Origin of the sequence: Kiloniella sp., from assembly GCF_965205715.1 — a bacterium.
Classification (GTDB): Bacteria; Pseudomonadota; Alphaproteobacteria; order Kiloniellales; family Kiloniellaceae; genus Kiloniella.
Map to the genome: position 1 here is coordinate 16,268 of NZ_CBDBHW010000012.1, position 19,276 is coordinate 35,543.

A 19,276-nucleotide genomic window follows, 5' to 3' on the forward strand; every position below is an offset into this window, starting at 1 on the left:
CTATAACTTAGAGTACAAGTGAGGTTCTTCTTGAACAAGATGATGTTGAAAGAGGCTCACTGCAAGGGATCACTCTGCTTTAGTTGCAAGTTCTGCCAAATTATTCATGTCCAGTTCTTCAGGAGCGTGGTCGATAGATTCGAGGAAACGAACGAGATCAGTTGGTGTAATCGCCGTTGTCATTGTGTTGGTCAGCGGGTGAGCGTTAATCGGTGATTGTGTCATCATTTGTGTGTCCAGCACCACTTTGACCTGCCCTTCGCGATCATTAATCGCCGAGAAGGGAGAGACTGAGCCTGGTTCAATTCCTAGAAATTCCATGAGGCGAGCGGCAGACCCAAAAGATAGCTTTCCGGCCTCGAGGGCTTTTCCAAGAAGTTTGATATCAATTTTTCGATCTTCAAGACAAACCAAGAGCCACATCTTTCCCTTTTTATTTCTCAAAAAGAGATTTTTTGTATGAGCTCCAGGAAGATCCCCACGGTGAGCTTTGGATTCTTCTACTGTGTAGACCGCAGGGTGGTTAATAGTCGTTGCTTCGATTCCAAGTGCAGTTAATTTCTCAAGAAGTTGTTCTGGTGTCGTCGGTGTATGGGTTGTCATCGATTATGGCCTCAGGCTTTGTGCAAATTTTTTTAGAACCCAAAAATCTCTTTGAACCAAGGGTCTCGTTAGGTTTTTTAGCCCTTGGCACGAGCAAGAATCAAGTAAGAAACAAGAAGGATGATTTTTTTGTGAAAAAAGCACTTGCAATGTCAAACACCGTGGCGTAAATACCCCTCCACCAACACAGAGAACGCGGGCGTAGCTCAGTGGTAGAGCATCTCGTTGCCAACGAGAATGTCGTGAGTTCGAATCTCATCGCCCGCTCCAGTGTTGCTTAAAAATGACCCAGCTTCGGCTGGGTTTTTTTGTTTTTGAGAATAGTAATTCTGATTACAGATTTTCTATATTCTACTTCTTATCTTTCTTCCTCTTTGCCCTTCTACCACTGCAATTTATTACTTAGTGGTTTTACCTCAATGGTATCAACCTTAAAAGTATCGAAATGATTTTCGTCTATATATGGGGGTGTCTATGTGTGGTCTCTAAAGTTAAATGGAGGACTTTGCTATGGATCTACCCAAAGGTAAGTGGGACATGCTTTTTATGTCCGATGCTGATGGCGCCATACAAGATGGCCGAGGAAACACACAAGAGCTTTTAGGTATTTCCCTGCATGGCTTGATCGGTTCATCACTTCTGCAACTGGTTTCAGAGCCAGACCTGGAAAGCCTAAGGGATTTATTGAATTCCAAACTTGCTTATACTGAAGCCGTATTAAAATACCGTACCCATGGTAAATGGGAAGAATCTTATTATACGGCAGCTAACAAGGTCGGCGTAGATCAACCCTTTTGGATCTTACTTCGCCAAGTTCCCGCCGAAGAAGGCGGCGGGATAATGCTACCGCCAGAGGTTGCTGAAGAACATCTGATCTCAAGTGAAGAGTTAAGCCAACAGGCCCAGCATCATTCTCAAGCGTCTTTCATTGATGTTGAGGGGATGAAGCAACCTGGATTGACTCGCGAACATGGTGAAGAGAGGCTTAGAAACGCCTATCGTTCTATTGTGCAGACAATTGTTGATGATGGTAAGAATAAGGTAAGCCGGGTAACCGAAGAACGCTACGCTGTGTTACATAATGGAAATTATGAAGAGGCACGTGTTACCTGTAGCCTCGAACGGAGTTTTGATCAGTCAAAAATTGAACACCTTTCTGTTTCCAGCCAGTCTCTAGACATTCCAACAGATGACGAAAAGATCGTGGAATTTCTTGATGAAGTGCTCACTGACTTTGAGTATAACGGCATTGATGTGATTTCCGGCTACAGTCCGCCAGGTCCCGATTCATCCCATATGGAAGATGAGCCAGATGCCGAAGGTTGGGTGAAGGTAAACTTAGAACATAAGGCTTTTAGGGAAAAACTTTAAGAGCTCTGTCTTTTTCCATATAATGTTGTGACTTCCTGGCGATATTGTTGGGAAGTTTTTCTTTGCGTTTCTTGTAACGTTTATAATATTTGAATCACAAATTTCAGATGTGATCAGTACAAAGGCAATTAAGCTGTGATTAAGAACCTAACGGGTTATGTGTTGTTTTTTATATTTTTAGGGTTTTATGCAGCTTTGGTGATCACGATTGGTACTGACTGGTTGCCTGACCATCCGTTTGTGCATCTCCTGTATTACCCTTTTGTTGGATTGATCTGGATTTATCCGGTTATTAAGGTAATGTTTTGGCTTAAACGTAAGCGAGACAGGTTGGAAAATGATGGTGGTCAGTAAAGTATTTCTTTTCGGCTCTTCTCCGCTTTGTTGAGTAGATTTAGGATTTCAAATAGAGCATAGATTGATTATCTGGAATGGATGATTGTCTAATTTTGAGTTTGAAGTATTCGGTATCCTTGATGCCTCTGGCTCGCTTACGGATCATTCCTATACTGACATTACCAGCCTCTATCCTGGCGCTTGTGAGCTTGTGTTTGGCGTAGTTGCAGATGCCCACACAATGTTTCCGTAGGGATTTCGCGAACTTTTTTAGATAGAGCATCTGTGACTGATCTGCTATCAGGCACCAACGTTCCAGTTGCTCCGCCATCGCCTCAAATGAAGCGGCACTCCACAGCAGCTGAAGCTGTTCTTTCAAGACGTAAAGTGCATTCAGGTTGCTATTGCTCTCCAGCAACCTTTGCAGCTTGTCACTTTGTTTTTCACTCAACTTATCCGCATTTTTGAGCAACAGATAATGCGTCCCTTTCATCAACTCTTTACCACTTGGATCGGCCTTTCTGAACTCAAGTCGACGCTGATTATGGATAGCTTTGCTGTAGTTTTTCATGACGTGGAAACGGTCAAATACTATGTCGGCCAACGGCAAGGACTCTCTGACAGCCTTTTGGTAGGCAGGCCCCATATCCATCGCTACGGCCTTTATTTTGCAGGCTGTATCTGGTTGCAGTTGTTTCAAAAACCTTGAAAAAACCTCGGCAGTTCGGCCTGCTTCAACCCAGATCAGATGACCGCCAACCATATCGTAGACCACCGTCATGTAGTCATGACCTTTCGCCCGGGCAACTTCATCTACACCAATATATTCCAAGCCAGTTAGCTCTGCAGGATCAAGCGTAGGGAGAGTTTCAATAAGGTATGCCCTGTCGATATTCTTGACCGTTTCCCATCGTATATCCAAATGTCTGGAAACCGCTTGAATAGACATATGCCGACATAATCCACTGATCAGTCGGCAAAATCGGTGAGTGAAACGGCACCCTTTATCAACAAAATCACACCCCTCAATGCGGCGTTCGCCCTTGTTAATATAAACCTGCGCCAGCTCAATCTCGACCACACAAGGATACCCAAAAAGGGGGATGTCGTTTACTTGTCGGCGGACATGCTGGTTGATGCTTCCCTTCTGGCCTGTAGCAGGGTCTATAGCCCTCCTACGCGCGTCTCGGCTGCAGTGAATGACAATCTTAACACCGCCGTCATCCAGTTTAATTTCATTTACACGTTGCCCTTTGAGGCCTAAAATATGCTGCGAGATGTTGATTGTCATATACCTGCTCTATGTAAAGTTATCAGAAACCATACATATCAACAGGTTACTTGGCGGTCGGCATCTTTTTCTACTCAACAAAGCGGAGAAGAGCCGAACAATCCTCCCCAAGGAGGACTAAAAACACCAAACATCAACCATAAGCTTGGCTCATAATCGCCCAGTAATGACTGCGAGATATCTGAGAATCAAATTCCGTAGCACCAACAACTGGCCGCGTCATCGCAGGGGGATTAGCAATCAACCGAAATCCGAGCTCGGGCAAAAGCTCGTATAAAACTGATTGTTCTTCTGGGATATCAATTCGAAGCTCTCGTCGATTATTATCGGCTAATCCCAGGATCAAGATCAAAGCAGTATCCCGATCAGGCGCTACTATTGGCCCCAGATGGCATTGTTCTCGTTGAAGGCTGGATAGAGCAAAGGCTATTAACTTTCCATTTTGCCCTTCGATCACAACCCCAACTCCTGATTGAGCAAACCTTAAGCGCAATAACTTTTCTCGAGATGCGCCAATGGATTGGCTATCAAGTTCGATTACGTCAGAGAAATCGTTCTCAGTGAGATGACGCATTTTGCAATCAAAATTCACTACCGTCGTTGACGTCTCTAACAGCAGTTCCGGATCAGCAAAAAATTTCCTAATTCGACTGGTTACATGATAGCCCAAAGCTTTATACAGTTGCTCGCCTTCATCTGTGGCAATCAGACACAGTCTGCGGCCCTGGGCAGTTTTGCTATCGTGCAAATCTTGCATCACGGCTCTGCCATAACCTTTCCTTTGATGGTCAGGCGCAACCATGATCATGCCTATAGACGCGAGATTATCGCCATAGGGAAAGATAGCCCCCGTGGCGATAATTTTCCCACAATCTTCGCGCAAACCTAAAAAAGACCCTGCACGAAACATGACGTTGAGATCAGCTTCTACATGGGTCCAATTTAGCTTCTCCACAAGGCATAAAATCTCGGGAATATCGTTTTGTGTTAAAGAGACAATACCTTGGCAGGAAGGCTCAGGCGTTGACATCGACAACGACGCGCCCTTTAACAGCACCTTTCAAAATCGCCGGACCCAGATCTGGTAAATCACTCAATTTGGCAGGCTGAACGATAGCCTCCAGCTTATCCAATGGCATATCAGAAACCACTCGTTGCCACGCGCGTTGACGATTTTCAAACGGCTGCATCACTGAATCAATGCCCAACAGATTTACCCCACGCAACAAAAAGGGGATCACTGTTGCAGGAAGTTTAGCGCCCCCCGCAAGCCCAACAGCCGCGACAGAAGCGCCATACTTCATTTGGCCAAGGACACGGGCGAGCATATCACCTCCAACAGCATCGATACATCCTGCCCATACTTCACTTTCAAGCGGACGCTTCACAGTTTCATTTAACTCTTCACGCGCAATAACCCGGCTTGCTCCGATACCTTTCAAATAATCGGCAGTATCTGGTCGCCCGGTAACACCGGCAACTTCGTAGCCCAACTTAGACAGTATTGAGGTAGCTACAGAGCCAACACCCCCCGCAGCCCCTGTCACCAAAGCCTCCCCTTTATCAGGAGTAAGACCGTGATCTTCCAGCGCCATTACCGCGAGCATTGCGGTAAAACCAGCAGTGCCAACCGCCATAGCTTGTTGTGCTGTTAATCCTTCAGGTAATGGCACGAGCCAATCCGCTTTTACGCGGGCTTTTTGGGAATATCCGCCCCACCAGGCCTCGCCGACACGCCATCCTGTCAGGACAACCTTATCCCCCGGTTTATAGCGATCATCACTTGACTGCTCGACAGTGCCCGCAAAATCAATGCCCGGGACATGAGGATAGTTACGAACCAGACCACCATTGCCTGTAATACAGAGGCCATCTTTATAATTTACGGTAGAATATTCGATCGCGACGGTGACATTTCCATCTGCCGGCAAGCGACTATCATCAAGCTGCTGTATTTCAGAAGTTACGACACCATCTTCGGATTTATCGACAACAAGAGCCTTAAACATGACTACTCCTTGATATGTTGTTTATGATTATTCAGATTATTAGTCAGCCCCGGCAGGGATTTGAAAGGTATTGAGATTATCTTACTCACTCCTTCCCTACCCCGAAAGCCCGGGAGTTTGAAAAGTACACTTTAGTCAAAAGGGAAATTTGCTACTGTCCCTGTTAGATCTCCCAAGGGGGTTTGCACCAGGACAATGGTTCCTTCGTCCCAAAATTCTTGATCCAACATGGCTATGGCAATAAAACCACCCATTTTTTTTGAGTTACAGCCCGAGGAAATATTCCCAATATGATCACCTCCAACATTCAAGACATCCCAGGACTTTGAGACCGATGTCTCAAGGCGCTTGTCGAAGCGAATGTTACAAATTTTTCTCCCAAGACCTTGATCTCGAGCAATCTCCAAAGCTTTTCGGCCCACAAACTCAATATCCGCTTCAAGGTTTACATATTTACCAAGGCCACATTCATAAGGGGTATTTTCCGAGGACATATCATTGCCATAGGAAAGAAGCCCACCTTCGACCCTTTCAATCCCATTTGGACAACCAGCAAAGATATTATAATCCTTACCCACATCCCAAATTCGATCCCATAAATCCAAAGCCAATGCCGAATTATCCAAATAAATCTCAAATCCCCCCTGTCGAGACCACCCAGAACGCGCAACAACCATTCTATGATTTTGATAAAAGAGTTCAGCAAAGCGGAAGAATTTTATATCCCGGACTTTTTCACCAAAAACCTTTGCCATGACTTCTTCGGCCATGGGTCCCTGAACTGCGAGAGGAAAAACATCGGGTTCAAAAACTTTTACATCCATGCCACGCCCACTGGCCAACCCCTTAGCCCAGAGCAGCACATCACTATCTGCAATCGATAACCAATAACGGTCTTCGGCGAGCTTCAAGATAATCGGATCATTTACCATCCCACCGTTTTCATCAACAAGGGGGGCGTAAAAGCATTGCCCATACTTTGCCTTTGAAAGATCGCGGCAGGTCATCAACTGTGTCAAAGCCGCCGCATCAGGCCCGGTAATTTCGACCTGACGCTCGCAACTCACATCCCAAATCTGAACATTTTCACACAAGTGCTGATAGTCTTCTTCAAGGGATCTAAACACCGTCGCCAGCAGCATATGGTTATACACTGTATAGGCTTTAGCACCACAGGCTTCCACACGATCGGAATACGGGGTTTGGCGCAATCGGCGAGACCGAGAAAGGGTTGGTGTTACAACCATTTATTAAATCCTCTGCTAGGTATGCTTATCCAGGCAAAACTCTTGCCAAGCATTAACTTGTTATGAGCAAAACAAAACAGATGCATGATGATGAGGGAAGGCTTATAAGATTCATATCATCATTGATTAAATTGATAATGGCATGCGTGATTTACCCCCCCTAAAAGCCCTGAGAGCGTTTGAAGCTTGTTACCGACTGAGAAGCTACACGAGAGCTGCAGAACAACTCAATGTTGGACAGCCAGCAATTAGCCACCAAATTCGCCAGTTAGAGCAAGACCTGGGCGTTAAACTTTTCGAAAAAAGAGGTTCTTTGATATCCGCCACGAAAGAGGCCGATAGCTACTATCAAGAAACGGCCCCTGCTCTTGGGCGCATTGCAGAGGCGAGTAAAGTTTTAAGAAACAAAACGGCTGACAATACCGTAACACTGGCAACTTATCCTGGGATTGCGGCCTATTGGGCCCTTCCAAGATTATCTAAAATTAAAAACGAAAACAAAAAATTGTCCGTCCGAATTATTACCACTGACCGTGACGCTGATATTCATTGGGATCAGATTGACTGTGCCATTTTATTTGGAAACGGCGATTGGCCTGGCAGAGATTGTTTGAAACTCATTTCAGAAAACGTCCAGCCTATTGCGGCCCCTTCCCTCGCAGTACGATTACAAAACCTTACACCGGATGAAATGTTAAAAACAGCCCCGCTTATCCATCTCGAAGACGATGAAAAACGGTGGTTTGACTGGTCAGACTGGCGTCACAAATTTGCACCGAGATCAAAACTGTCTTCAGATGGAATACGTGTTACCAACCATGGTCTGGCGATTCATCAAGCCCTTCAGGGACAAGGAATTGCCTTGGGATGGATTGAGGTAATACAGGACCTAATAGATGGCGGGGCATTGGTAACTCTGCAGCAGCATTCCCTTTCCTCTGAAAGAGGCTATTGGCTGGTTGCTCCCCTCGGTTTTTTAGAAAGTGACTCTGGAAAAGAAATTAAAAGAGTTTTCACCCCCTCATCTCAATAGCGATTAATCATCATCAGCCTTACAGTATTGTCCTCGCTCAAAGAGATTTATTCATGGCCTTTGCGTTCGTCACTCCGTTATTAACGGCTTCCTAACCACAAAAGGATCATGATATTAATAGAATAAATAGTAAGTGATGTACTAATGGTTAGCCAAACCGATACAAGCATCCCTCTTACGCCAAGTGAGTGGAGCCCGAAAGTACGAAAGTTTTATAACTACTGGCTTTCAATTCATCCTGAAGGTGAGGGGCTTCCCTCCCGCCAAGACTTTGACCCTATGGATATTATCGATCTTCTTCCCATAGTGTGGATGCTTGATGTCTATAGAAACCCTCTTCGCTTTAAGTTTCGCCTTCTCGGCACTGCACTTGCTCCCATCCTCGGGAAAGAGCCTACAGGTCAGTGGTTGGATGAAGCTTTTCCGGGCGTTATGGATAGCGGCGCATTTAATGACTACAGATATATTGCGGAAACAAACAATGCGCTCTATCGCAAGGGAACACCTCAATACATAGTCCCTGAATATAAGACAATTGAACGATTGTTGATGCCTTTGGTCGATAAAAATAACCAGTGTGAAATTCTACTGGGGATTTCAGTTTACACCTGACTTCCAGACCCAAGAACAAACGACTTCATATTTCTCTCATTTCTATAATTTATTACGCGTTTTATGTATTTATTTATGAATTAGATAAATAATGAAGCCCAACTCTTGCACCTAAGTCGATCAACCGAGTGGGGTAAAAAGGAGTCTGGTACAATGTCTTTTAACATTGGTAGCCGTATCTTAGCCGCTGCAGCTTTGATTGTTGTGGTTACCTTCTCTGCCTTCATCTTATATTTTGATATCAATCAGAACACAGAAATTCGAGCATCTTTAAAATCCAAGGTCATCGAAACAGGGAATCTTGCAACCACTGGCATTTCCAATTGGATTGGTGGGCGTCAAATATTAATCGAAAACGTTGGGCAAAACATCCTCTCAGACCCCTCACCTGACAAAGTCAATACATACGTAAACCGAAAAGTTCTCGGTGACACTTTTATGTTCACTTACTTCGGCAGTGATCAAGGAGTCATGACAATGTTTCCTAACGATGCCTTGCCTGACGGATACGACCCCAGAGCTCGCCCTTGGTACAAAGGGGCAATAGGAGCAGGCTCGAGCACGCTAACCGAGCCCTACGAAGATGCTTCAACAGGAAATCTGATTGTTACTATGGCTAGTCCTGTGATGGATGGCAGCAAAGTTCTGGGTGTTGTAGGCGGTGATATTGAAATCACAGTCCTAGGGGATTTAATCCGAAGTGTTGACCTCGGAGGGATTGGGCACGCTTTCCTTGTGAACGATCAGGGAACTGTATTGATACACCCTGACAAACAATGGACACTCAAACCGATCACAGAGGTTTACCCAGAAGAAACACCAAAGGTTACCACTGATTTGATCAATTTCACCGAAGGTTCCAGCGACAGAATGTTTGCTTTCTTCAAGGTGGAAGGCCTACCAAGTGTTAACTGGTATCTCGGCTTTGAAATAGATCGAGATGCAGCCTTTGAAGCGCTTTCTAATTTTCGTCTGACGGCGATTATTACGGCTATCGTTGCTGTTCTTGCAATCATGGGCCTCCTTGGCATCCTCGTTAGATTATGGGTCTCCAAGCCCGTTATAGCCATGACAGATGCTATGACCAATCTCGCGAGTGGTAATCTTGATGTCAATATTCCTGGCCAAGATCAAACCGATGAAATCGGCTCCATGGCTGCGGCGGTTGATGTTTTCAAAACCAATGCAATTGAAATGGGGCGGTTGGCCAAAGAAAATGAACTGGCAACCGAACGCCTTGCTGAGGAAAGGCGGAACACCCTGCATCAGATGGCTGATTCCTTCGAACAGTCGGTTTTGTCTATTGTTGAAAGTGTTGTTCAAGCTTCAGGTCAAACACAAAACGTCGCGAGCCAATTAACATCTAGTGCTGAAGAATCTAACGCACGTGCCTTAGCCGTTTCAAACGCAGCATCAGAAACCAGCCTAAGCGTTCAGACCGTAGCTGCGGCGACAGAGCAACTTTCCGCTGCCATCCGCGAAATTGGCGTTCAGGTAACACAGTCTATCCAGGTCGCGAGTGAAGCCGTGGCCGGCGTAAACAGAACCAATGACACCGTTACAGAACTGGCCGATGCCGCTCAACGCATTGGAGAGGTCGTCAGTTTGATTTCCGATGTGGCTGGGCAAACGAATTTATTAGCCCTAAATGCAACCATTGAAGCAGCCAGAGCGGGTGATGCTGGCAAAGGTTTTGCTGTCGTCGCATCAGAAGTAAAAACACTGGCCAATCAGACCGATTCAGCGACTGGCGATATCCAAACTCAGGTTGATGGCATCCAAGGCGCCAGCACTCAATCAGTGCAGGAGATTAATAACATAAGTAAGACAATTGAGCGCATGAATGAATTTGCGAACGCGATTGCCGCAGCTATAGAAGAGCAAGGTGCCGCCACTCAGGAGATATCCAACAGTGTACAAAAGGCAGCAGCTGGTACCCAGGAGGTATCGAGTAATGTCGAAGTTGTTACCGATGCTTCGTCTCAAGTAAGCTCTGAAGCCAAAAATCTTTTGGAATCTTCCAGTGAAATGCAATCCATGGCAGAGAACTTAAGATCAGAAGTTAAAGACTTCCTCAATACGGTTCGGGACAACTAATCCTAGCTCTCTAGCAGAGCCACAAATCTCTATAAAGAGCCTTGGACATGTGGATTCTGAGGCTCTTTATTTTAGCTCATTCAGATCAGTTGAGAAAAAACCAAAATTATTTTTTCCTTGATGCTTTATGACATACATCGATTGATCCGCATTTTTTAGAATGTCTTCTGACGTAGAACCATCATCGGGAGAAAAGGCGATACCAATACTCGCGCCAATTTTTACTTCTTGCCCCTTAATTAAAAATGGTCGGGAAAGTTCCGCAATTATCGTTTGGGCTATTACCGCAACATCCAAGTGTCGCCCGACATCGCGGAGCAGGAGAATAAACTCATCCCCGCCAATACGTGCTGCGGTATCGTTCTCTCTAACAATCGATTTTATTCTTTCAGCCACACCTATGAGAACGGTGTCACCGGCTTCATGGCCAATGGTATCGTTTACGGCCTTAAAACCATCTAGATCAATAAACAATACAGCCGTTTTAGAACCGTTTCTTCGATCTTCCGTCATGGCGAGTTCAAGACGATCCATACAAAGTCGTCGACTGGGAAGTTTGGTCAGAGCATCATGATGGGCAAGGAATTTCATTTCTTGCTCTGCGGTCTGAAGATCTTCTGCCAGCCAAACCAATTCCTGCGCTTGAAGGGCCATCCTTTCTTCACTGTCTCTCAGTTCTGAAATCTGAATTTGTAATTGTTCTTCAGAAAGAATAAGCGCGAGCTCAGCCGCTTTTCGCTTTTCGATATTAAGCTGCTGCTCTTCCGCCAAGCTCACTAACTGCTGCGCCTGATCTTGCAGCCGTTCTTCACTATCTCTTAGGGTATCTATTTCTATATTGAACTGTTCTTCTGACTGAACCATCGCGGATTTTATTTTCGTACAAATCCGACTTTCTTCTTCTAAAACAGCAGATTCTATTGTAGCCGCAGCTCGGGAGAGAAGGTTATCAAGAACCTGTCCTAAGGGTTTTTCATCCCACCAGACCACATTCGAAACATCCACTTTAAGTTTTTCTATATTTATTAATGCAACGAAACGTGGAAACTTTGTGTGGGTAATATAGCTTTTGCCGCTTCCCCCTTTTCCGTAGATAAAATCATCAAGCCCAAGTACCTGACTTGGACTTTTAATTTCCAGCATAATAGAAGTAGCCCCCCAAACAGATTCTCAAGCTGTAAAAACATCTATTGTTTTACCAACTTGTAGGAACTGTTTCTTCCTTCTTAAACAACAACCAAACTGTATCTGAAAACATTATTTTTTAGTCTTCGCGATCCTACTAACACATTTTAGAGACTAAAGCATGCATACAAATACATCTGCGACCAAAAATAGCTTAAAAGCGCCGTAAAAAATGACATCCTCGATTTCTTTTTACTTCTGGCAGGAAACAGTTTTGAGTGAAGTCATTTGAACCACATGAAGTAATTATGATTTATTTATGAAATGGTTCGCTATGGTTAAGGGGATCACTGGCGGATTAACCAACCGCCAGCTTTCATATACACGAGTTAAGCAAAAAAGAAGTCAGGCTATTTTTTGAGTAACCGACTTAACTCTGTGACCGCTCGTTCAATATCATCCCCACAATTATACAGATGTGGGGAGAAGCGAACGAACTCCTGCCGTTTGTGTACGACAACATTGCGCTCTTTTAGCCCGAGCACAATACCGGCAGGATCAAAACCGTTTACCCGACAGGTAACAATCGATGTCCGCTCTTTGATATTGCTCGGCGACACCACTTCGAGATCTAATCCATTAAGGCCTTCGATAAGACGATCTGCCAGCATAATGTTATGATCATAAATACGCTGAATGCCGATATCAGTGAGGTATTCAATAGACTTCCCAAGCCCTTTGATGCAACCAAATGCCATCGTAGCGGATTCAAATCTTTTTGCCGTGCTTGGATATTCAAGGCGCTCAGGACTTAAATTCCACATATCTTCGTGGCTCCGAAAGCCAACAAAACCAGGGACAAGCTTTTCATGTAAATGCGGTGCAAGATACATGACGGCAGCACCGAAGGGGCCACACAGCCATTTGTATGAGCCGGAAATAATTACATCAGCACCGCTTGCAGGAGCATCAATAGGAATTGCCCCCGCGGACTGTGTTGCATCCACGACTAAAAGAGCGTCATTTGCATGCGCGACTTCTGCAAGAGCAGCGAGATCATAGAGCTGCCCGCCAGTGTATTCAGCATGAGAAATAGAAACGACAGCGGTATTCCTGTCTATATTTTTCACAATCTCATCAAAACTAGCGTAACCGTTCTCTCCTTTCGCCAATCGAATTTCACACCCAGTATGTTGAGAGACACGCGTGAAGGGATAAATGGTGCTTGGGAATACGATATCCGTGCTCACTACATTTTCATGCTTTCCCGGCATCACAGCCCAGGCAACAGAGCTCAGTAGTTCGGTACAACTTGATCCCCCCGCGATATCTTCCTCACGACAATTAAACAGTCTTGCTCCTTGAACCCGTAGTCCATCAAAGGCGGTATCTTCGGCATGATCATTGAAATTATTACTGCCGTTAAGAGCAACATCGGTTTGCCAATCTGTAATCACCTTGGCCGAGCTCATAGGCATGAGGGCCACATTGGCCGCATTCATGTAAGACCATGTTTCCGTAAGCGGGAAGTCACCGGGGTTTGTTAAACTTGTCATTTTTTACCTCAACACGATAGGACACAATTCACGGGCTCAGGCCCGTGTTCGTTGATTTTAGGAGCTTGAATAGAAGTGGAGTTGAATCGCAGTCCCCTCATCCCTTTCTCCTTTTTTTGAGCGAGGCGTAAATACCGCCGATGCTGATAAGCAACCAACAGCTTTCGATCACAAAGGCGGACAAATTGAAGTCGACCGCCAGCGATATAAGGATCAAACCTGCGCCCAAAGCATTCACAAGGGAATAGCTGATATTCTTGACGTCAATACGGTCCAGCTGAACAAGGGCATAGGTGCTCAAGATCATTGAAACGCCGAGCATACCAATGGCATCAATCAACATTACATTCTCCTCATCGATAAATTTGGAGCTTGTTGCCATGGTCTTTGTACTATCGAGCCTACTGCCCTCGGCACGAGAGCAGGTCGTATCGAAACAATTTTTTGCAAATACAGCATTGATGCCTCTTTAACTGCCATTCAAAAAGGCGGACGAGAAGCAACTGTCTAAAATAGCGAATTAAAGGCTTCTGATCACACCGGAATCAGTGCAATCAATTCAAAAGCATCGGCTTATATAATACGAGAAAAAGGCGTCTTCTGAACGGATCACACAGTATCAGAAGTATCGCGAAGCTCAGGAATGGACCCAAAAACCAGCAGCATATAGGCAACGGAACAGGTCCGCTTGCGCATATTTTTAAACTGTATGGCGGGTTTATTAATCATTCTCATAATGTGGGGGTCTCAGAAGGCCAAAGTCAATATTTAATAAAAGTCCCGGACTTAATAAAATACCTGGCGAGGCAACACCCTGACAATAAGCCAAACACAAGAACAGTTAAGTCATGCAAAATCCGAAAGGGTCTTTAAATTCTGCCCCCCTTGACCAAATACACTCTTTCTTTAGAAGTATAAAAAAATCTCGGCTACTTAATCAGACTTGGTTGGATCAATGGATAATACACCTACAAAAGAGCTACCGTTCTCCTTTACCCAGAAACTCAAAAACTTCCTTGAGAGCACAGCTTTCACGGTCGGAATCACGGCTCTTATCCTTATCAATGCTGTAACTTTGGGCCTTGAAACCAATTCAGCTCTCAGTCCATCCAACGCCGAGTTCCTCTTTTGGGCTGATAAAATAATCCTGGTCATCTTCTCGATTGAGCTCACGTTGAAGTTCTTTGCTTATCGGCTGAATTTCTTTAAATCCGGCTGGAATATTTTTGATCTGCTCATCGTTACCATCGCGTGGGTTCCCGCCAGTGGTGCCTTTGCTGTTCTCCGGGCACTCAGAATATTACGTGTCCTGCGCCTTATATCCGTTATTCCGCAAATGCGCCGGGTGATCGGGGCGATTGTGACCTCCATACCGGGAATGCTTTCTGTCGTTGGGGTTTTGAGCATTGTCTTTTACGTTGCAGCTGTCTTAACAACCAAACTGTTCGGCCAGCATCCTGATCCAAATATGCAAGAATGGTTCGGATCAGTTTCGTCTTCGGCCTATACCCTCTTTCAAATCATGACACTGGAAAGCTGGTCAATGGGTATCGTCAGACCAACCATGGAGATTTTCCCTCACTCATGGATTTTCTTCATCCCCTTTATCATCATCACCAGCTTTGCAGTGTTAAACCTTTTCATTGGTATTATCGTTGATGCCATGCAGACATCCCACGAAAGCGATACGGATGAAAAGATAACCGAGATGGCCAATATCACTCATGAAGACCTCAAAGAAATGATCTCTCGCTTTGATAAACTGGATGAAAAAATTGATCAGCTCGCGTCTGCAAAGACAGAATAAATAACAATTTTCACGTAACGCCGAGAGGCTCGACAACTTGCGATTTTCACGAGCTCACAAAATCTAAAACTCTATGGGCTCGTGATTTTTTTCGGGTCATTACGCCCTGCTGTTATTCTCCAAAGCCGAATTTTTCGGTGACATAATCAATGTCTTTGTCCCCGCGGCCGGACAAATTAGCAAGAATGCTTTGCCCTGGGTTTCCTTTTGCCAACTTCATAGCGTAAGCAACGGCATGAGAACTTTCCAACGCTGGGATGATGCCTTCCTTGCGGCTGAGGGCATAAAAGGCCGCGAGAGTTTCCGGATCACTCGCCGATCCATAGGTCACTCTACCGATTGAATGTAGATGAGCATGTTCTGGCCCAACACCGGGATAATCCAACCCACTCGCAATCGAATGTACTGGGGCTGGTTCTCCATTGTCATCTTTGAGCATGATACTTCTGAACCCATGGATCTCGCCATCTTCACCAAAAGTAATGGTTGCGGCGTGATCTCCCAGTTTATCTGACGTTCCCATCGGCTCCACACCGTGAAGATTGACCTGCTCCTCTTCGATAAATCCGCTAAAGAGCCCCATGGCGTTCGATCCGCCACCGACACAGGCAACCACATGATCAGGAAGCTCATCTGTCATCTCAAGGAACTGGTCCCGCGCCTCAAGCCCGACAACTTTCTGGAAATTTCTTACCATCATGGGGAAGGGATGCGGACCGACGACAGAACCAATCGCATAGATCGCGTTATCTGTTTGCGCGAGATAGGAGCCGAATGCACTGTCCACAGCTTCCTTCAAGGTTTTTGCCCCAAAACTAACCGGGACAACAGTTGCCCCGAGTAACTTCATGCGCACCATATTAGGGTGCTCTTTGGCGATATCCACCTCGCCCATATGGATTTCGCACTCCATACCAAAATAGGCCGCAGCCGTTGCCAACGCGACGCCGTGTTGACCGGCACCAGTTTCTGCAATCAGCTTGGTTTTCCCCATATGCTTGGCAAGTAAAGCTTCTGCCATACAGTGATTGAGCTTGTGAGCACCCGTATGGTTGAGGTCTTCGCGTTTGACATAAATCTGCGCGCCGCCGATTTCATCCGAAATATTCTTCAAATGACTGATCGGGGTGGGACGGCCCTGAAAGTGCTTGCGGATATAGCGCAGGTCATTCAGGTATTCTGAAGATTTGGATAGCCTGTCATACGCAATTTCAATTTCTTTAAAATGCGGCACTAACTCGGGCGGAATAAACGACCCACCATACTTACCAAAAAAGCCGTCGCGATCAGGATGTGATTTCAGATAATTTTTCATTATTCCCCCCAAGGATTTTAAGTTCTAATTGGTTTTCTTCTACATTAATATTCTTCGAAATGACGGTACAGGATTTGGGGAGCGAGGTGATTGACCCTTATCAATTACAAGACTTTTTAAGACTGCTCTTCAAGATCAGCACTCGGGACGAGCGGATCCAAAGCCGCATCTCGCATGGCGAGCAGGGTAATGTTCTCGTGCTTGAGGGCAGAAAGAAGAGCGGTATTAATGCGATATCTTTTTTGGAAATACTGCTGGCTCGGCACCCAATAACGCAGGCCGATAATGACCCCGCCGTAGGTAAAATCGTGCACCCCGACTTGCGGGCTTGGTGACTTCGGCACGTCAGGATCTGTTTCCATAACCTTTCCTAAGATGGCAATGGCCTTGTCGATATCTTCGGTGTGGGGGACCGGGATGCGGGTTTCGACAATAGTACTGCTGTGAGAGTTGGTGATGACTTCCCCGACAATGCTTTTGTTGGGAATGGTGATCAGCTCTTTGTCCTCGCCAATCAGCTGCGTATGCGCCAACTTCACCTCGTGGACTACACCACTGCCGCCCTTAACAATGATGGTATCCCCAACCGTAAAAGGCCTGGCCAGGATAATCGAAAGCCCCGCGCCATAGTTGGACAAAGGCCCCTGCAATGCCAAGGTCGCGCCAAAAGCACTGGCACCAGCCAGGGCAATCAAGGGCGCGGTGCTGATGCCAAAATTGCCGAGGGTGATAATAATGACAAAGGCGATAATGACGATTTTTACGATGTTACCAATGAATAGAGAAAGGGTTTGATCGAGTTCTTTTTTGAGACAAAGACCACTGACCTTGCCGCCGATCCAGCTTGCTATTTTGAGCCCGATGAGCAGAACAATAACAGCACCCAAGAGCTGGAAGCCATAGGCCACACTGAATTCGATCAACTTTTCCAGAAGTGCTTCGACGGCTTTGAGTTCTTCATTCATTGCTTCGGCCATTTATTCGTTATGGGTTAAAATTCCTTGGGCACCATCAAAGCGCGTAGAGGGATAAGCATCAATAGTTATTTATGTTTATAAGAACATTGAAATCGTTTTCATCCACCTGTGATACCGATTTCACAGCTCTATTTATTCTCTGCAATCCATTGATCATAGACAAACCGGACACTTGGTCGTGACATAACCGCGTCGGCAATGCGTTTAACATTGGGGAACTCGTCCGTTGGTGGATGCCCCCGCATCGGATCCAGCCAAGTGGTCAACATGAAAAGATAAATATCGACGGCACTGAACTGATCGCCCAACACCCATTGGTTGCCCCCAATCTGATCATCAATGACTTTCCATGTCTCCCTCAACCGACGGATTCCACGTCTTTGTGCGCTCGGCTCATCAGCTGGTGTATCGGCAAAACGATCTGGGTAATAGTTGAGCTGAAAGGCACTTCTCCGCTTTGTTGAGTAGATTTAGGATTTCAAATAGAGCATAGATTGATTATCTGGAATGGATGATTGTCTAATTTTGAGTTTGAAGTATTCGGTATCCTTGATGCCTCTGGCTCGCTTACGGATCATTCCTATACTGACATTACCAGCCTCTATCCTGGCGCTTGTGAGCTTGTGTTTGGCGTAGTTGCAGATGCCCACACAATGTTTCCGTAGGGATTTCGCGAACTTTTTTAGATAGAGCATCTGTGACTGATCTGCTATCAGGCACCAACGTTCCAGTTGCTCCGCCATCGCCTCAAATGAAGCGGCACTCCACAGCAGCTGAAGCTGTTCTTTCAAGACGTAAAGTGCATTCAGGTTGCTATTGCTCTCCAGCAACCTTTGCAGCTTGTCACTTTGTTTTTCACTCAACTTATCCGCATTTTTGAGCAACAGATAATGTGTCCCTTTCATCAACTCTTTACCACTTGGATCGGCCTTTCTGAACTCAAGTCGACGCTGATTATGGATAGCTTTGCTGTAGTTTTTCATGACGTGGAAACGGTCAAATACTATGTCGGCCAACGGCAAGGACTCTCTGACATCCTTTTGGTAGGCAGGCCCCATATCCATCGCTACGGCCTTTATTTTGCAGGCTGTATCTGGTTGCAGTTGTTTCAAAAACCTTGAAAAAACCTCGGCAGTTCGGCCTGCTTCAACCCAGATCAGATGACCGCCAACCATATCGTAGACCACCGTCATGTAGTCATGACCTTTCGCCCGGGCAACTTCATCTACACCAATATATTCCAAGCCAGTTAGCTCTGCAGGATCAAGCGTAGGGAGAGTTTCAATAAGGTATGCCCTGTCGATATTCTTGACCGTTTCCCATCGTATATCCAAATGTCTGGAAACCGCTTGAATAGACATATGCCGACATAATCCACTGATCAGTCGGCAAAATCGGTGAGTGAAACGGCACCCTTTATCAACAAAATCACACCCCTCAATGCGGCGTTCGCCCTTGTTAATATAAACCTGCGCCAGCTCAATCTCGACCACACAAGGATACCCAAAAAGGGGGATGTCGTTTACTTGTCGGCGGACATGCTGGTTGATGCTTCCCTTCTGGCCTGTAGCAGGGTCTATAGCCCTCCTACGCGCGTCTCGGCTGCAGTGAATGACAATCTTAACACCGCCGTCATCCAGTTTAATTTCATTTACACGTTGCCCTTTGAGGCCTAAAATATGCTGCGAGATGTTGATTGTCATATACCTGCTCTATGTAAAGTTATCAGAAACCATACATATCAACAGGTTACTTGGCGGTCGGCATCTTTTTCTACTCAACAAAGCGGAGAAGAGCCGAACAATTCTTATTTGGCATAATATGCATGTATATAGGCATTTATGCCAATGGGCAAGCATAAAATGATGCCTTATGTTGATTGCATTGAGATGTTTAG

Annotated in this window: 20 protein-coding genes and 1 tRNA gene; 9 read left to right on the forward strand and 12 right to left on the reverse strand. The window is 45.6% G+C overall.

The features are described 5' to 3' along the window. Positions 1-69: 69 nt before the first annotated feature. Positions 70-603: a prolyl-tRNA synthetase associated domain-containing protein gene (locus ACOGW3_RS10355; protein WP_419902899.1), complete on the reverse strand. Its 534-nt coding sequence runs from the start codon at positions 601-603 to the stop codon at positions 70-72. A gap of 195 nt (positions 604-798) precedes the next feature. Here ACOGW3_RS10355 and ACOGW3_RS10360 point away from each other — a divergent pair. From ACOGW3_RS10360 to ACOGW3_RS10370, 3 genes are all read left to right on the forward strand, one after another. Then, positions 799-873 (forward strand) — tRNA-Gly (locus tag ACOGW3_RS10360). Positions 874-1,149: 276 nt separating this feature from the next. Then, the gene (locus ACOGW3_RS10365) at positions 1,150-1,974 is read left to right on the forward strand and encodes a hypothetical protein (protein WP_419902900.1); all 825 of its coding nucleotides are present in this window, start codon (positions 1,150-1,152) and stop codon (positions 1,972-1,974) included. Positions 1,975-2,109: 135 nt separating this feature from the next. Then, on the forward strand, positions 2,110-2,328 hold the full coding sequence (locus ACOGW3_RS10370; protein WP_419902901.1) for a DUF2842 domain-containing protein: 219 nt from the start codon (positions 2,110-2,112) through the stop codon (positions 2,326-2,328). Between the two features lie 40 nt (positions 2,329-2,368). Here the strand turns inward: ACOGW3_RS10370 and ACOGW3_RS10375 are convergent, their stop codons facing one another. Further along, a complete protein-coding gene (locus ACOGW3_RS10375; RefSeq protein ID WP_419901077.1) occupies positions 2,369-3,601 on the reverse strand; it encodes an ISL3 family transposase in 1,233 nt (410 codons plus the stop codon). Here ACOGW3_RS10375 and ACOGW3_RS10380 point away from each other — a divergent pair. After that, the gene (locus ACOGW3_RS10380; protein ID WP_419902902.1) at positions 3,588-3,722 is read left to right on the forward strand and encodes a hypothetical protein; all 135 of its coding nucleotides are present in this window, start codon (positions 3,588-3,590) and stop codon (positions 3,720-3,722) included. The genes ACOGW3_RS10375 and ACOGW3_RS10380 overlap by 14 nt on opposite strands. A 12-nt stretch (positions 3,723-3,734) precedes the next feature. Here the strand turns inward: ACOGW3_RS10380 and ACOGW3_RS10385 are convergent, their stop codons facing one another. The 3 genes from ACOGW3_RS10385 to ACOGW3_RS10395 form a co-directional block, all read right to left on the reverse strand. Beyond that, positions 3,735-4,631 carry a GNAT family N-acetyltransferase gene (locus ACOGW3_RS10385; RefSeq protein WP_419902903.1) on the reverse strand — a complete coding sequence of 299 codons (897 nt, stop codon included), beginning with the start codon at positions 4,629-4,631 and terminating at the stop codon, positions 3,735-3,737. Beyond that, entirely contained in the window at positions 4,618-5,610 is a 993-nt protein-coding gene (locus ACOGW3_RS10390) for an MDR family oxidoreductase (RefSeq protein ID WP_419902904.1), read from the reverse strand. The genes ACOGW3_RS10385 and ACOGW3_RS10390 overlap by 14 nt, the downstream gene beginning before the upstream one ends. Positions 5,611-5,741: 131 nt before the next feature. After that, positions 5,742-6,857 carry a dimethylsulfoniopropionate demethylase gene (locus ACOGW3_RS10395; protein ID WP_419902905.1) on the reverse strand — a complete coding sequence of 372 codons (1,116 nt, stop codon included), beginning with the start codon at positions 6,855-6,857 and terminating at the stop codon, positions 5,742-5,744. A 142-nt stretch (positions 6,858-6,999) separates the two neighbouring features. Between ACOGW3_RS10395 and ACOGW3_RS10400 the strand changes: the two genes are divergently transcribed. From ACOGW3_RS10400 to ACOGW3_RS10410, 3 genes are all read left to right on the forward strand, one after another. Further along, on the forward strand, positions 7,000-7,890 hold the full coding sequence (locus ACOGW3_RS10400; protein ID WP_419902906.1) for a LysR family transcriptional regulator: 891 nt from the start codon (positions 7,000-7,002) through the stop codon (positions 7,888-7,890). 144 nt (positions 7,891-8,034) lie between these two features. Continuing rightward, entirely contained in the window at positions 8,035-8,502 is a 468-nt protein-coding gene (locus ACOGW3_RS10405; protein ID WP_419902907.1) for a PAS domain-containing protein, read from the forward strand. 153 nt (positions 8,503-8,655) lie between these two features. Next, complete coding sequence (locus ACOGW3_RS10410; protein WP_419902908.1) at positions 8,656-10,599, forward strand: methyl-accepting chemotaxis protein; 1,944 nt, start codon at positions 8,656-8,658, stop codon at positions 10,597-10,599. Between the two features lie 66 nt (positions 10,600-10,665). Here ACOGW3_RS10410 and ACOGW3_RS10415 read toward each other — a convergent pair whose 3' ends face one another. From ACOGW3_RS10415 to ACOGW3_RS10425, 3 genes are all read right to left on the reverse strand, one after another. Next, a complete protein-coding gene (locus ACOGW3_RS10415) occupies positions 10,666-11,742 on the reverse strand; it encodes a diguanylate cyclase domain-containing protein (RefSeq protein WP_419902909.1) in 1,077 nt (358 codons plus the stop codon). 392 nt (positions 11,743-12,134) lie between these two features. Further along, positions 12,135-13,280, reverse strand: a complete 1,146-nt coding sequence (locus ACOGW3_RS10420; protein WP_419902910.1) for an aminotransferase class V-fold PLP-dependent enzyme — start codon at positions 13,278-13,280, stop codon at positions 12,135-12,137. A 97-nt stretch (positions 13,281-13,377) separates the two neighbouring features. Beyond that, the gene (locus tag ACOGW3_RS10425) at positions 13,378-13,623 is read right to left on the reverse strand and encodes a CBU_0592 family membrane protein (protein WP_419902911.1); all 246 of its coding nucleotides are present in this window, start codon (positions 13,621-13,623) and stop codon (positions 13,378-13,380) included. 612 nt (positions 13,624-14,235) lie between these two features. Between ACOGW3_RS10425 and ACOGW3_RS10430 the strand changes: the two genes are divergently transcribed. Then, complete coding sequence (locus ACOGW3_RS10430; RefSeq protein ID WP_419902912.1) at positions 14,236-15,087, forward strand: ion transporter; 852 nt, start codon at positions 14,236-14,238, stop codon at positions 15,085-15,087. A gap of 112 nt (positions 15,088-15,199) precedes the next feature. Here the strand turns inward: ACOGW3_RS10430 and trpB are convergent, their stop codons facing one another. The 4 genes from trpB to ACOGW3_RS10450 all read right to left on the reverse strand — a co-directional run bounded on the left by trpB (position 15,200) and on the right by ACOGW3_RS10450 (position 19,082). Beyond that, positions 15,200-16,402 carry a tryptophan synthase subunit beta gene (trpB, locus tag ACOGW3_RS10435; protein ID WP_419902913.1) on the reverse strand — a complete coding sequence of 401 codons (1,203 nt, stop codon included), beginning with the start codon at positions 16,400-16,402 and terminating at the stop codon, positions 15,200-15,202. Positions 16,403-16,518: 116 nt separating this feature from the next. Beyond that, positions 16,519-17,367: a mechanosensitive ion channel family protein gene (locus tag ACOGW3_RS10440; RefSeq protein WP_419902914.1), complete on the reverse strand. Its 849-nt coding sequence runs from the start codon at positions 17,365-17,367 to the stop codon at positions 16,519-16,521. A 140-nt stretch (positions 17,368-17,507) separates the two neighbouring features. Then, positions 17,508-17,849: a glutathione binding-like protein gene (locus ACOGW3_RS10445; RefSeq protein ID WP_419903033.1), complete on the reverse strand. Its 342-nt coding sequence runs from the start codon at positions 17,847-17,849 to the stop codon at positions 17,508-17,510. Further along, positions 17,850-19,082: an ISL3 family transposase gene (locus ACOGW3_RS10450; RefSeq protein WP_419902915.1), complete on the reverse strand. Its 1,233-nt coding sequence runs from the start codon at positions 19,080-19,082 to the stop codon at positions 17,850-17,852. Here ACOGW3_RS10450 and ACOGW3_RS10455 point away from each other — a divergent pair. Continuing rightward, entirely contained in the window at positions 19,069-19,245 is a 177-nt protein-coding gene (locus ACOGW3_RS10455) for a hypothetical protein (protein WP_419902916.1), read from the forward strand. The two genes, ACOGW3_RS10450 and ACOGW3_RS10455, sit on opposite strands and share 14 nt — an antisense overlap. Positions 19,246-19,276 lie beyond the last annotated feature (31 nt).